Genomic DNA, 12,235 nt, shown 5'->3' with positions numbered 1-12,235 from the left:
GCCCGGCAACAGGCGATAGCGTGACGGTGACCCCATCCTCCCGCACAGGAATTTGCCCGTGACCCTGCGTCTTGCCCTTCCGCTGCTGCTTGCCGGCGTCGCCGCTCCGGCGCTGCTCTCTGCCGCGCCGCCCCAGACCGCGCCGGTGGTGGCCGATACCAAGGCGGAGGATGCGCGGCTCAACGCCTTTCTCGATGCCGCGTTCGACGCCAATGTCGCGCTGAGCCCCGAGAGCCAGACGGCGCTGGGGCTCAAGACCAACTACGATAAGCTCGACGACTATAGCCGGGCGAGTGGCGCGAAGCGGATGGCGATGGCTGAGGCGACGCTGAAGGCGATGCGCGCGCAGTTCGATCCGGCGAAGCTGGGGCCGCAGGCGCGGCTGAGCTATCGGCTGTTCGAGACGCAGGTCGAGCGTTCGCGCCGCCAGTTCGCGTTCCGCGACTATGGCTTCCCGGTGTCGACCAACGGCAGTCCCGCGGGGCAGATCCCGGTGTTCCTGATCAACAACCACCGCGTCGCGAACGTTGCGGACGCGCGCGCCTATATCGCCCGGATCGGCGAGGTCGAACGCGTGATGCGCGAGGTTGCCGCGACGATGCGCGACCAGGCGGCGAAGGGGATCGTGCCGCCCAAGATGGTGTTCAAGCCCGCGCGCGAGGACGCCCGCGCGGTGATCACTGGCGCGCCGTTCGGCCCCGGTGAGGACAGCACGCTGCTCGCCGATTTCCGCAAGAAGGTGAGCGCGCTCGACATTCCCGATGCGGAGAAGGCGAAACTGATCGCCGATGCCTCCGCCGCGCTGACCGGGCCGTTCCGCCGCGGGTTCGACACGCTGTTCGCCGTGCTCGACGCGATCGAGCCGAAGGCGAAGGGGAATGACGGCGCGTGGAGCCTGCCCAATGGCGACGCCTTTTATGCCGCGCGGCTGGCGCAGAACACGACGACCGACCTGACCGCCGACCAGATCCACCAGATTGGCCTGGACCAGGTCGCCGCGATCCGCACCGAGATGGAGGCGGTCAAGGCGCGCGTCGGCTATACCGGCACGCTCGAATCCTTCTTCGATGCGATCCGGACCGATCCCAAGTTCAAATATCCCGACACCGAGGCCGGTCGCGAAGCCTATCTGACCGAGGCGCGCGCGGTGGTGGACAAGATGATGGCGGCGGCCCCGCGCTGGTTCCACCGCCTGCCCAAGGCGAAGCTGGAGGTGCGCGCGGTCGAGAAGTGGCGCGAGGGGACGGCGGCGGTCGCCTTCTACAACCGCCCCGCGCCCGACGGGTCGCGGCCGGGTATCTATTACGTCAACCTCGCCAATATGGACCAGGTGCAGAAGATCCAGCTGGAGGGGATCGCGGTGCACGAAGGCGCGCCGGGGCATCATTTCCAGATCGCGCGCGCGCAGGAGCTGGACGGGCTGCCCAAGTTCCGCCGCTTCGGCGGGTACAGCGTCTATAGCGAGGGCTGGGGCCTCTATACCGAGCGGCTGGCGAAGGAGATGGGCGCCTATGCCGATCCCTATGCCGAGTTCGGGATGCTCTCGCTGCAGATGTGGCGCGCGATCCGGCTGGTGACCGATACCGGGCTGCACGCCAAGAAGTGGAGCCGCGAGCAGGCGATCGACTATTTCAAGGCGAACTCGTCGATCTCGCCCGCCGATATCGAGCGCGAGGTGAACCGCTACATCAACAATCCGGGGCAGGCGACGAGCTACATGATCGGCCAGCTCAAGATCACCGAGCTGCGCAAGCGCGCGCAGACCGCGCTGGGCGACCGGTTCGACATCCGCGACTTCCATGAAGTGGTGCTGCGCAACGGTGCGGTCCCACTCGACGTGCTCGAGGAAGAGGTCGACCGCTACATCGCGGCGAAGAAGGGGTGATGGCGATGCGTCTCGCGGTGCTGATCGGCGCCGCGCTGCTCGCCGGATGCGCGACGACGCGCCCGGCGGACGTGCGGGTGGCATTCGATGCCGGCGGGGTCACGTCGGCGCGCGCCAGCGGGATCGCGGACCGCGCCACCGGCCGCCGCGTGACCGCCGACGATCCGGTGCGGATCGCAAGCATTTCCAAGCTGGTCGTCGCGCTGGGCGTGATGCGGATGGTGGAGGCAGGGCAGCTCGATCTCGACGCCGATGTGTCGGAAATTCTGGGATGGCGCGTGCGCAACCCCGCCTTTCCCGATGCGCCGGTGACGCTGCGGCAGCTGCTGTCGCACCGATCGGGGCTGATCGATCCGGAGGAGTATCGCGTGCCGCTGGGCGAGCGGCTTGCCGATGTGATTGCGCGACCCGCGCTGTGGGATGCGCAGCACCGGTCGGGCAGCTATTTCCGCTACGCCAATGTCGCCTTTCCGGTGATCGCGAGCGTGATGGAGAAGGCTGGGGGCGAGCGGTTCGACACGCTGATGCAGCGGCTGGTGCTTGCGCCGCTCAAGCTCGACGCGTGTTTCAACTGGTCGACCTGTTCGGATGCCAAGATCGCACGCCATGTCGTGCTGTATCGCGCGAGCGGAGAGGTCGCGCTCGACGATCTGGGCGGCAGGCGGCCCGAGTGCCCGGTGATCGCGGTGCAGGGCTGCGACCTGGCGGGATACCGGCTGGGCGAGAATGGCGCGCTGTTCTCGCCACAGGGCGGGCTGCGCGCTTCGATGCGCGACCTGGCGGAGATCGGCGCGATGCTGCTGCGGAACGACGGGAGTTTCCTGAAGCCGGAATCGATCGCGGCGCTGGAGCGGGTCGCGTGGGGCTTCGACGGAAGCAATGGCGACACGACCGGGGGCTTCTATTGCCAATATGGACTGGCGCTCACGACCATGCCCACCGCACGGGCGGGCTGCGACGACGATCTGTTCGGCGACGGGCGCACGCGGATCGGGCATGCGGGTGAGGCCTATGGCCTGCGCTCGGGACTGTGGATCGATCGCGCCGCCGGAACGGGCGTGGCCTTCTTTGCCACCGCGACGCCCCCGGTGAGCAAGGGCCGTTCGGCCTTCAGCGTCGAGGAGGAACGTCTGGCGAAGGCGAAATGAGTGGGGAGCTTCTGTTGCCCGGTGCTCCGTGCTTTTTAAGGTCCGGGGGGATTCTGTTGCTCGGCCCCCCCGGCGGCCGCCGGAATCCGCTTCTGTTGCCCGGTGCGGTCCAACCGCGCATTTTAGAATAATCCTAGACCGTTAGGCCTTGGGATTACGCCGCAATAGCGAGTGCTTCGTTATCGTTGGCACTTGTGTGTATGGGCCGTCGCGGTGGTCCCATTCCGAACGAAAACAGCGCCTTTCAACACACGTCGATCCTGGTTCGGCCCCGTCAGAAACGGTGTCCAGATCCACCACCATTTCTGGTGGAGCCGCCGGGTACTGCCCCCGGGTCCGCTGCGTCTATTATACGCCACCATTTATCGTCATAGCCGGGCGAACCCGGCACCCGCCAATATAGGGCGGTGAATCCGAATGAAAAGGGTGGGATTTGGCCTTCCCATTGCCATAAAGTGAGAGCAAAGAGCGTGCCATGCTCACTCAGCGTTCCCGATACGCCCTGCGCGCCATGTTGTTTCTGGCGAAGCAGCCGCGCGATGGTGCGCCGACCCCGATGACGCGCATCGCGGCCGAGGCGAACGTGCCGCGCAAGTTCCTCGAGCTGATCCTGGCCGACCTGCGCGAGGCGGGGTTCATCCTGTCGACGCGCGGCAAGATGGGGGGATACCGGCTGGCGCGTCCCAACCACCTGATCTCGCTGGGCGAGATCGTCCGGGTGATCGAAGGGCCGTTGGCGCTGGTGCCGTGCGTCAGTCGCACCGCCTATCGCCCGTGCCTCGACTGCAAGGACGAGGCGAGCTGCGCGATCCGCCATGCGATGGCGCGGGTGCGCGACGAAACCGCGCGCATCCTCGACGGCACCAGCCTTGCGGATGCCACCGCCGAGGATTTGGCTGCAGCCTAGCGCGATCGGCGCCTGACGGCGCGACGTGATCAGCCTGCGCCGTTGCGTTTCTTCAACTCGTCACGGATCTCGCGCAGCAGCACCACATCGGCCGGATCGGCGGCGGGGGGTGCGGTACCCTCGGCCTTTTCCTTTTCCATCGACGCCAGCAGCCGGTTCACCGATCGCACGATCAGGAACACGATGAAGGCCAGGATCAGGAAATTGATCGCGACGGTGATGAATTCGCCATAGCCGAACAGCGGCACGCCGGCTTCCTTGAGCGCGGCATAATTGTTGGGCGAGGCGGTATAGGTTTCGGGAATCGGGCCCAGCCGGATGAAGTAGCTCGAGAAATCGAACCCGCCGAAGATCCATCCGACCACCGGCATGATGATATCGTCGGTCAGCGACTTGGTGATCGTGCCGAATGCCGCGCCGATGATGACGCCGACGGCGAGGTCGAGCACGTTGCCGCGCGCGATGAACGTCCGGAATTCCTTGAGCATGGGCGCTCCCCCTATGGTTGGTCTACGAGGCTAGCCAACGCACCGGCGGCACGCAAATTTCCGGTTTTCATTGCGCAGGGGGGGCAGGCACCCTAGATTCGGGGTGTCGTATGGATGCGACACACTATGAGGGATTTTCTGCGATGAAGCTTCGTCTGGTTGCCGCGCTGGTTGCTGCGGCCATGCTGTCCGCCTGCGGGCTCAACAGCGTCCCGACCGCCGAAGAAAATGCCAAGGCGAAATGGGCGGAGGTGCAGAATCAGTATCAGCGCCGCGCCGACCTGATCCCCAACCTCGTATCGACGGTGAAGGCCGCCGGGGCGCAGGAAAAGGCGATCCTGGTCGAGGTGACGCAGGCGCGCGCCGCCGCGACGCAGGTGCGCGTGAGCGATGCCGACCTGACCGATCCGGCCAAGATTGCCGCCTATGACCGCGTTCAGGCGGGCGTGACGCTGACGCTCCAGCGGCTGCAGGAGGCGTATCCGGAGCTCAAGAGCCAGGCCAATTATGCCACGCTGATGTCGCAGCTCGAGGGGACCGAGAACCGCATCGGCATCGCCCGGCGCGACTATAACGAGGCGGTGCAGAGCTATAACACCACCATCCGCACCTTCCCCGACGCGATCGGCGCCAAGGTCTTCTACGGCGCCAAGCCGATGGCACCGTTCCAGGCGACCACGCCGGGCGCGGATACTGCGCCGACGGTGGATTTCGGGAACGGCAACTGATCGCGCGGGCGGGGCCCCGGCGATGACGCTCGCCCTGCTGATCGCCGGCGCGGCGCTCGCCGGGTGCGGCGTGCCGGCGGAACGGATTGCGGACGCGCCTGCGCGCGCGTCCGCGAAGCCGTTTCCGCTTCCCGCCCTGACTGGGCGTGTTGTCGACAATGCCGATCTTCTGGTCGCCGAGCAGGAGGCGCAGTTGAGCGTAGCGCTGGCGACGACCGAGCGTCTGACCCGGCACCAGTTCGTCGTCGTCACGCTGCCGTCGCTCGGCGGGCGCTCGATCGAAGAGGTGGGGCTGACGCTCGGCAAAGGCTGGGGCATCGGGCGCAAGGGCTATAATGACGGCGTGCTGCTGATCGTGGCGCCGAACGAACGCAAGGTGCGGATCGAGGTCGGATGCGGGCTCGAGGGCGCGCTGACCGACAGCGAGGCGCAGGCGATCATCGACCAGCGCATCCTGCCGGGTTTCCGCAAGGGCAGGATGGCGGCGGGCATTTTCCGCGGAAGCGCCGCGATCATCCGCGAGATCGACGAACCTGGAGTAACACCGTGAGGCTGGTCCATCTTTTGCTCGCCCTGCTGCTCGCCGCGTTCGCGGGACAGGCGGCGCAGGCGCAGAATTTTCCCAAGCTGACCGGGCGCGTGGTCGATGCGGCCGACCTGCTCAGCCCCGCGCAGGAGGCGGAGCTGACCGCGATGTCGGAGGCCACCGAAAAGGCGACGGGCCGGCAGCTCGTCGTCGCCACGATTCCCGACCTGCAGGATTATCCGATCGAGGATTATGGCTACAGACTCGGGCGGGCGTGGCAGATCGGCCAGAAGGACGCCGATAACGGCATCATCCTGCTGGTCGCCCCGAACGAGCGCAAGGTGAGGATCGAGGTCGGCTACGGGCTCGAGCCGATCATGACCGATGCGCTGTCGGGGATGATCGTTCGCGATACCATCATTCCGCGCTTCAAGGACGGCGACATGCCGGGCGGGATCATGGCCGGCGCGGGTGCGATCGACGAACAGCTCAAGCTGCCGCTGGAAGCCGCCGAAGCGCGCGCGAAGCAGCTGGTCGACGCGGGCCAGAAGCGTGGGAAGAAGGGCGGCGCGAGCTGGTTCATGCTCGTCTTCTGGCTGTTCATCCTGTTCTTCGTCATCCTGCCGGTCATCTTCGGATCGGCGCGCGGCAAGAAATATCGCCGTGGTCGCGCGCCCGTGGTGATCTGGGGCCCCGGCTGGGGCAGCGGCGGCGGCGGATCGTCCTGGGGTGGCGGAAGCTCCTGGGGCGGTGGCGGCGGTGGTGGATTCGGCGGCGGCGGAGGCTTCTCCGGCGGCGGCGGATCGTTCGGCGGCGGCGGCGCATCGGGGGGATGGTGATGGCTCGACGGTTCACGGCGCAGGAGCATGCGCGGGTCACAGCGGCGGTGGCGGAGGCGGAACGGACCACCGACGGCGAGATCGTGACGATCGTCACCGACTGGTCGGATCATTATCACGACGTCTCGCTCTATTATGCCGGCGCAGCGATGCTGGCAGCGCTCGGGCTGTTCGCGGTATTCCCCGGACTGCTCGATGCCAAGCTGGCCTGGTTTACCGGCGGATGGGGCGAGGTGGAGCGGCATCTCCAGCTGGCATTGCTCGTCGTCATCCAGGCGGTGCTGTTCCTGGCGGTGCGGTTCGGCTTCGAGGCGTTGCCGGGGCGCGGCGTGCTGATCCCGGCTGCGGTACGCGGACGGCGCGTGCGGCGGCGCGCGGTGCAGTTCTTCAAGGCGAGCGCGGAGAAGCGCACGGTCGGCCGCACCGGCGTGCTGCTTTATCTCAGCCTGGCCGAACACCGCGCCGAGATCATCGCGGACGAGGCGATTCTGGGCAAGGTGGATGACTCGGTCTGGGGCAATGCGATGGTCGCACTGGTCGACAAGATCCGCGCGGGCGACCCGGCGGGTGGCATGGCCGATGCGGTGACGCAGATCGGCGCGGTGCTGACGACGCATTTCCCCAAGTCGCAGGACAATCCCAACGAGCTGCCCGACCGGCTGATCGAATTGTGATCGCTCCGGACGCCGATGCCCCGGTCGAGACCGTCTGGCAGGGCAAGTTCATCACCGCGAAGAAACAAGGGCGGTGGGAATATGTCGCGCGTGCGCGCGGCATCCGCGCTGCGGTGATCGTGGCGGTGAATGAGGACGGGCAGCTGATCCTGGTCGAGCAATATCGCGTGCCGCTGGGGCGCGCCTGCCTCGAACTGCCCGCCGGCTTGATCGGGGACGAAGAAGAGGGCGAAGCGGTCGAGACCGCCGCCGCGCGCGAGCTGGAGGAGGAAACCGGCTATCGCGCGGCGCGGATCGAGGTGCTGGGCGAATTCTTCTCTTCACCAGGCATGGTCAGCGAGAGTTTCACGCTGGTGCGCGCGCACGACCTGACCCGTGTCGGGGACGGCGGCGGGGTGGAGGGCGAGGGGATCACGGTCCACCGCGTGCCACGGAGCGCGGTGCCGGAGTTCGTCGCCGACTGCCGCGCGCGCGGCATGGCGATCGACGTCAAGTTGCTGCTGGCGCTGGGAAGCAGCCTGCTCCCCTGACGCTTAGCGGAAATTGTCGGCGTAAGCCTGGAGCTTGAGCCTGCGTTCTGGCGCGGGGACGACATGGGCGTCGATGCCTTCGCGCGCGGCATAGTCCTTCGCCGCTTCCAGCGTCGGGAAGTTGAGCCGCAGCTGCGCCCGGGTGTCCCCCGATCCGGCCCAGCCGGTGAGCGGGTCGGGGCGCTGCTTCTCATTCGATTCGAATTCGAGCACCCAGCGATCGGTGCGGGCGCGGCCCGACTGCATCGCGTTCTTGGGGCGTTGATAGATGCGTGCGCTTGCCATGATCCGCCCCTTAACCCGAAGTGCGGCGCCTTGCATCCGCATTTTTGGTGCGCAGCGTCGCGCTCGCCGCCGCGGGGTCGTCGGGCCAGGGGTGGCGGGGATAGCGGCCGCGCATTTCCTTGGCGACATCGGCCCAGCTGCCCTTCCAGAAGCCGGGCAGGTCGCGCGTCGTCTGGATCGGGCGTCCGGCGGGGGAGGTGAGTGACAGGACGAGGGGCGTGCCGTCGCCGAGTAGCGGGTGAGTCGCGAGGCCAAACAGCGCCTGCACGCGCACCTCGACCGTGGGTCCACCCTCGGCGCCGTAATCGATCGCGTGGCTCGATCCGGCGGGGGTTTCGAGCCGCGCGGGGGCACGCCGGTCGAGCGTCTTCTGCCCGTCCCAGCCGAGCTGGTTCTGCAGCGCCTGGGTCAGCGCCTCGCCCGGAATGGCGTCGAGCCTACGCTTGCCGGCGAGCAGGGGCGCGAGCCAGTCGTCGAGATCGGCGATCAGCGCCGCGTCCGACAGCGCGTCGATCCCGGCATAGGCGGCGCGGGTGCGCAGCGCCCGGGCGGTGTCGGGCCAGGGGAGCAACGCAAGACTGTGAGCGCGGACCCCCTCCAGCAGCGCGGCGGCGATCTCGTCCGGGTCGGCTGCGCTGTCGGGTCCGGCGGAGAGGCGGATCGCGCCCAGCCGCCGCTCGCGCATCGCTTCGACGCGGCCGGTTGCGGGGTCGAAGCGGACATTGCGGCGCGTTTCGATGCGGTCGGCGAACAGGTTTTCGATCAGTGCCGGGTCGAGCGGCGCGGCCGAGAGGATGCGCGCGCCCGATGCCATTCCCTGCGTCTCGGCGACCGCGAGCCATTCGTGGCGCGCGAGCGAAGAGGTGGGATCGAGCCTGAACCCGCGCCCGCCGGCCGAGGCCCAGGTCTCGCCGCTGGCATCACGCCGCCGCGCGATCCGGTCGGGAAAGGCGAGCGCGATGCACTGTGCGACCGCGTCGTCGCCTGCGGTCTGGGCGCCGGGGGCAAGCCTCGCCCAGCGCTCGGCCAGCTTGCGGGCACCCTCGGCACGCGGTCCGCGTTCGCTGCGCCAGCGGCGGAGGCGCGTCTCGAGATCGGCGTCGTTGCCGCCCAGCCCGCGCTCGCCGAGCAGCACCGCGACCTGCGCGGCGGTGTTCGCCATGCCCATTTCGCCGGCGCGGACCAGCATATGGCCGAGCCGGGGCGGGAGCGGCAGAGCGGCAATCGCCTTGCCGTGTGCGGTCGGGCGTCCGTCCGCATCGAGCGCCTCCAGCACCTCCAGTCGCGCCCGTGCCTCGCTCACCGCGGCAGCGGGCGGTGGATCGAGCCAATTGAGGTCGCGCGGATCGGCGACGCCCCACAGCGCGCAATCGAGCGTCAGCGCCGAGAGATCGGCCTCGAGAATCTCGGGCGGGTCATAGGGGGGCATGCCAGCCGTCGCGGCGGCCTCCCACAGGCGGTAGGCGACCCCCGGGCCCTGTCGCGCGGCGCGGCCGGCGCGCTGCGTCGCCGATGCCTGGCTCGCGCGCTCGGTCACCAGCCGGGTCATTCCCGCCGCGCGATCGTAGCGCGGGCGCCGCGCCAGCCCCGAATCGACGACGATCCGGATCCCGTCGAGCGTCAGCGAGGTTTCGGCGATCGACGTTGCCAGCACGATCTTGCGGCGCCCCTCGCGGTCGGGCGCGATCGCGGCGCGCTGTGCGGCGGGGTCGAGGCTGCCGTGCAGCGTGTGGATCGCCGCGCCGGGGATGTCACCCAGTCGCTCGGCGGTCCGCTCGATCTCGGCGACCCCGGGCAGGAAGGCGAGGATGCCGCCCTCCGCCTCACGCAGCGCCTGGCGGATCGCCGCGGCGACCGGCTCGTCGATCCGCGCTTCCGCCGCGCGCCTGAGATGGCGCAGTTCGAGCGGATAGCTGCGTCCTTCGCTCTCGATCACCGGGGCAGGTCGGTGAGTCTCATCGGCCATCAGCGCGGAAAAGCGCCCGCCGTCGAGCGTCGCAGACATCGCCACGATCCGCAGATCGGGCCGCAGCGCGCCCTGTGCGTCGAGCGCGAGCGCGAGACCGAAATCGCTGTCCAGGCTGCGCTCATGCACCTCGTCGAACAGCACCGCGCTGACCCCCGCGAGCTCGGGATCGGCCTGGATGCGGTTGACGAAAATCCCCTCGGTCACGACCGTTACGCGGGTCGCGGCGGAGCGCTTGCTGTCCATCCGCGTCGCATAGCCGAAGGTGCGGCCGACACTCTCCCCGGCGAGGCTGGCCATGCGCTCCCCCGCGGCGCGCGCGGCGAGGCGGCGGGGGGAGAGGAGCAGGATCTCGCCGGTGCACCATGGTTCACCGAGCAGTGCCGGCGCCACCGCGGTCGTCTTGCCGGCGCCGGGCGGGGCGACCAGCACCGCGTTGCTCGACTCGCGCAGCGCGGCGAGCAGGTCGGGCAGGACGGCGTGGATCGGCAGGTCGCTCACATGCCCGCCCTACGCAATTCCGCACCGCGCTTGAAGCGGCGATGGCACCGGAAGCCGCGACGTGCGTTGCGCCGGATTGGAAGGAGACAAGCGCATGGCACGGACGGTTTCGAGCTTCAGCGTCACGGCTGACGGCAAGGGCGATTATCTGCTCAACTTCGAGGATGAGGACGGCGAGACGCTCGAACTCACCGCGAGCTACGAGCAGCTCGACCTGATCTCCGAAGCGATCAGCGAAGCGCTGGACGCGGACGAGGAGGACGCACTGGGCGTCGACGATGACGAAGACGAAGTCATCGAGGAATAACGCGCAGCCCGCGTCTCAATAGGCGCGGGCGACCGCGAATTCGACCGCTTCGATCATCGCGTCCTTGGCCGCGCTCGCGGGGAAGATGCCGAGCGCATCGATCGCGCGCTGGCCATAGTGGCGCGCACGGGCGAGCGTATCGTCCACCGCCCGGCTGGACCGGACCAGGTCGATCGCGCGCGCGAGATCGGCGTCGCTGTTGCTGCGACCCAGCACCGCTTCCTTCCAGAAGGCGCGTTCGGTGTCGTTTCCGCGCGCGTAGGCGAGGATGACGGGGAGCGTCATCTTGCCCTCACGGAAGTCGTCGCCGGCATCCTTGCCCATCGTGCCGGTGTCGGAAACATAGTCGATCGCGTCGTCGACCAGCTGGAAGGCGATGCCGAGGTTGCGGCCATAGGCGTCGAGCGCGGCTTCCACCGCCTCGCTGCGTTCGGCGACGACGGCGGCGATGCGGCACGCGGCGGCGAACAGCGCGGCGGTCTTGGCGCCAATGATGTCGAGATAGCGTTCCTCGTCGAGATCGATGCGGCGCGCGGCAGTCAGCTGATTGACCTCGCCCTCGGCGATCACGGCGCTGGCGTTGGAGAGGATCTTGAGCACCTTGAGGCTGCCGTCCTCGACCATCAGCTCGAAGCTGCGGCTGAACAGGAAATCGCCGACCAGCACGCTGGCGGGGTTGCCCCAGATGAGGTTGGCGGTGCGCTTGCCGCGGCGCATGTCGCTGCCATCGACGACATCGTCGTGCAGCAGCGTCGCGGTGTGGATGAACTCGACCGCGGCGGCGAGGCGGTGGTGGCGATTGCCCGGATAATCGAGCAGCCGCGCGCTCGCCAGCGTCAGCATCGGACGCATCCGCTTGCCGCCGCCCGCGATCAGGTGCCCCGCCAGCTCGGGGATCAGCGGAATCTGCGACTGCATCCGGTCGAGGATGACCGTGTTGACATGGTTCATGTCGCCGGTGACCAGCGCGATCATCGGTTCCAGCGAGGGTTCGGCGCCACTGCCGTTCTTGTGGCCGATGCGATGAATGGTCGCGCTCATGGCGCCGCGATGAAGGCTAGCGCGCGCAAACGCAAGCGTTGAGGGTTGCGCGACGCCGAAAGCGCGGCGACAAGGCGCGGGAACGGGCCGGTGCGGTCCACCGGAAGGGCCAGGGATGAGCGAAGAGACGCTGAAACGCTATCGCCAGAGCATCGACCGGATCGATGCCGCGCTCGTCTTTCTGCTCGCCGAACGCTTTCAGATCACCCAGGCGGTGGGGCGGTTCAAGGCCGAGACCAACCTGCCCCCGGCCGATCCCGGGCGCGAGGAGCAGCAGATCGCCCGGCTGCGCGACTTGGCCGCGCAGGCTGATCTCGACCCCGAATTCTCGGAAAAATTCCTGCGCTTCATCATCGATGAAGTCATTCGCCACCACGCCCGGATGCAGGACGCGGCGGGAACCGATTGAC

14 protein-coding genes and 1 other RNA gene are annotated in these 12,235 nt (G+C 68.3%); 10 read left to right on the top strand and 5 right to left on the bottom strand.

What is annotated here, in order from left to right; genetic code table 11:
• Nucleotides 1-58: 58 nt before the first annotated feature.
• Together ABS767_RS04225 and ABS767_RS04220 are read left to right on the top strand one after the other, a co-directional pair.
• Entirely contained in the window at nt 59-1,885 is a 1,827-nt protein-coding gene (locus tag ABS767_RS04225; RefSeq protein WP_408077109.1) for a DUF885 domain-containing protein, read from the top strand.
• Complete coding sequence (locus ABS767_RS04220; RefSeq protein WP_408077108.1) at nt 1,885-3,033, top strand: serine hydrolase domain-containing protein; 1,149 nt, start codon at nt 1,885-1,887, stop codon at nt 3,031-3,033. Before ABS767_RS04225 ends, ABS767_RS04220 begins: the two co-directional genes overlap by 1 nt.
• 81 nt (nt 3,034-3,114) lie before the next feature.
• On the opposite strand, the gene ssrA is transcribed toward ABS767_RS04220, so the two are convergent.
• Nucleotides 3,115-3,461: a transfer-messenger RNA gene (gene ssrA, locus ABS767_RS04215) on the bottom strand.
• Between the two features lie 47 nt (nt 3,462-3,508).
• On the opposite strand from ssrA, the gene ABS767_RS04210 reads away from it, so the two are divergent.
• The gene (locus tag ABS767_RS04210; protein ID WP_408077107.1) at nt 3,509-3,940 is read left to right on the top strand and encodes an RrF2 family transcriptional regulator; all 432 of its coding nucleotides are present in this window, start codon (nt 3,509-3,511) and stop codon (nt 3,938-3,940) included.
• Between the two features lie 29 nt (nt 3,941-3,969).
• Here ABS767_RS04210 and mscL read toward each other — a convergent pair whose 3' ends face one another.
• Complete coding sequence (gene mscL, locus ABS767_RS04205; protein ID WP_408077106.1) at nt 3,970-4,428, bottom strand: large conductance mechanosensitive channel protein MscL; 459 nt, start codon at nt 4,426-4,428, stop codon at nt 3,970-3,972.
• Nucleotides 4,429-4,571: 143 nt separating this feature from the next.
• Here mscL and ABS767_RS04200 point away from each other — a divergent pair, with 143 nt between their 5' ends.
• From ABS767_RS04200 to ABS767_RS04180, 5 genes are read left to right on the top strand one after another with little or no spacing between them, the layout of a single operon-like run.
• Nucleotides 4,572-5,156 (top strand): LemA family protein, encoded by a 585-nt coding sequence (locus ABS767_RS04200; RefSeq protein ID WP_408077105.1) that lies wholly within the window; start codon nt 4,572-4,574, stop codon nt 5,154-5,156.
• A 22-nt stretch (nt 5,157-5,178) separates the two neighbouring features.
• Nucleotides 5,179-5,706: a TPM domain-containing protein gene (locus ABS767_RS04195; RefSeq protein ID WP_408077104.1), complete on the top strand. Its 528-nt coding sequence runs from the start codon at nt 5,179-5,181 to the stop codon at nt 5,704-5,706.
• Nucleotides 5,703-6,521, top strand: a complete 819-nt coding sequence (locus ABS767_RS04190; protein ID WP_408077103.1) for a TPM domain-containing protein — start codon at nt 5,703-5,705, stop codon at nt 6,519-6,521. Before ABS767_RS04195 ends, ABS767_RS04190 begins: the two co-directional genes overlap by 4 nt.
• Nucleotides 6,521-7,195 (top strand): TPM domain-containing protein, encoded by a 675-nt coding sequence (locus tag ABS767_RS04185; protein ID WP_408077102.1) that lies wholly within the window; start codon nt 6,521-6,523, stop codon nt 7,193-7,195. Before ABS767_RS04190 ends, ABS767_RS04185 begins: the two co-directional genes overlap by 1 nt.
• A complete protein-coding gene (locus ABS767_RS04180) occupies nt 7,192-7,725 on the top strand; it encodes an NUDIX hydrolase (RefSeq protein WP_408077101.1) in 534 nt (177 codons plus the stop codon). Before ABS767_RS04185 ends, ABS767_RS04180 begins: the two co-directional genes overlap by 4 nt.
• Before the next feature lie 3 nt (nt 7,726-7,728).
• Here the strand turns inward: ABS767_RS04180 and ABS767_RS04175 are convergent, their stop codons facing one another.
• Nucleotides 7,729-8,010, bottom strand: a complete 282-nt coding sequence (locus ABS767_RS04175) for an ETC complex I subunit (RefSeq protein WP_408077100.1) — start codon at nt 8,008-8,010, stop codon at nt 7,729-7,731.
• 10 nt (nt 8,011-8,020) lie between these two features.
• Nucleotides 8,021-10,477 carry an ATP-dependent helicase HrpB gene (gene hrpB, locus ABS767_RS04170; RefSeq protein ID WP_408077099.1) on the bottom strand — a complete coding sequence of 819 codons (2,457 nt, stop codon included), beginning with the start codon at nt 10,475-10,477 and terminating at the stop codon, nt 8,021-8,023.
• A 94-nt stretch (nt 10,478-10,571) separates the two neighbouring features.
• On the opposite strand from hrpB, the gene ABS767_RS04165 reads away from it, so the two are divergent.
• Nucleotides 10,572-10,784 carry a hypothetical protein gene (locus ABS767_RS04165; protein ID WP_408077098.1) on the top strand — a complete coding sequence of 71 codons (213 nt, stop codon included), beginning with the start codon at nt 10,572-10,574 and terminating at the stop codon, nt 10,782-10,784.
• Between the two features lie 15 nt (nt 10,785-10,799).
• Here ABS767_RS04165 and ABS767_RS04160 read toward each other — a convergent pair whose 3' ends face one another.
• Nucleotides 10,800-11,825 (bottom strand): polyprenyl synthetase family protein, encoded by a 1,026-nt coding sequence (locus tag ABS767_RS04160; RefSeq protein WP_408077097.1) that lies wholly within the window; start codon nt 11,823-11,825, stop codon nt 10,800-10,802.
• Between the two features lie 115 nt (nt 11,826-11,940).
• On the opposite strand from ABS767_RS04160, the gene ABS767_RS04155 reads away from it, so the two are divergent.
• The gene (locus tag ABS767_RS04155) at nt 11,941-12,234 is read left to right on the top strand and encodes a chorismate mutase (protein WP_408077096.1); all 294 of its coding nucleotides are present in this window, start codon (nt 11,941-11,943) and stop codon (nt 12,232-12,234) included.
• Nucleotide 12,235: the final 1 nt, after the last annotated feature.

Origin of the sequence: Sphingomonas plantiphila (assembly GCF_046000505.1) — a bacterium.
GTDB classification, from domain to species: Bacteria; Pseudomonadota; Alphaproteobacteria; order Sphingomonadales; family Sphingomonadaceae; genus Sphingomonas; species Sphingomonas plantiphila.
This window is presented reverse-complemented; position numbering and strand designations above follow the sequence as displayed.

Bases quoted from the DNA above. Each gene is read 5' to 3' on its own strand.
- mscL (WP_408077106.1), bottom strand. From the start codon at position 4,428: ATGCTCAAGGAATTCCGGACGTTCATCGCGCGCGGCAACGTGCTCGAC.
- ABS767_RS04200 (WP_408077105.1), top strand. From the start codon at position 4,572: ATGAAGCTTCGTCTGGTTGCCGCGCTGGTTGCTGCGGCCATGCTGTCC.
- ABS767_RS04155 (WP_408077096.1), top strand. From the start codon at position 11,941: ATGAGCGAAGAGACGCTGAAACGCTATCGCCAGAGCATCGACCGGATC.
- ABS767_RS04220 (WP_408077108.1), top strand. From the start codon at position 1,885: ATGGCGATGCGTCTCGCGGTGCTGATCGGCGCCGCGCTGCTCGCCGGA.
- ABS767_RS04165 (WP_408077098.1), top strand. From the start codon at position 10,572: ATGGCACGGACGGTTTCGAGCTTCAGCGTCACGGCTGACGGCAAGGGC.
- ABS767_RS04185 (WP_408077102.1), top strand. From the start codon at position 6,521: ATGGCTCGACGGTTCACGGCGCAGGAGCATGCGCGGGTCACAGCGGCG.
- ABS767_RS04210 (WP_408077107.1), top strand. From the start codon at position 3,509: ATGCTCACTCAGCGTTCCCGATACGCCCTGCGCGCCATGTTGTTTCTG.
- ABS767_RS04160 (WP_408077097.1), bottom strand. From the start codon at position 11,825: ATGAGCGCGACCATTCATCGCATCGGCCACAAGAACGGCAGTGGCGCC.
- ABS767_RS04195 (WP_408077104.1), top strand. From the start codon at position 5,179: ATGACGCTCGCCCTGCTGATCGCCGGCGCGGCGCTCGCCGGGTGCGGC.
- ABS767_RS04175 (WP_408077100.1), bottom strand. From the start codon at position 8,010: ATGGCAAGCGCACGCATCTATCAACGCCCCAAGAACGCGATGCAGTCG.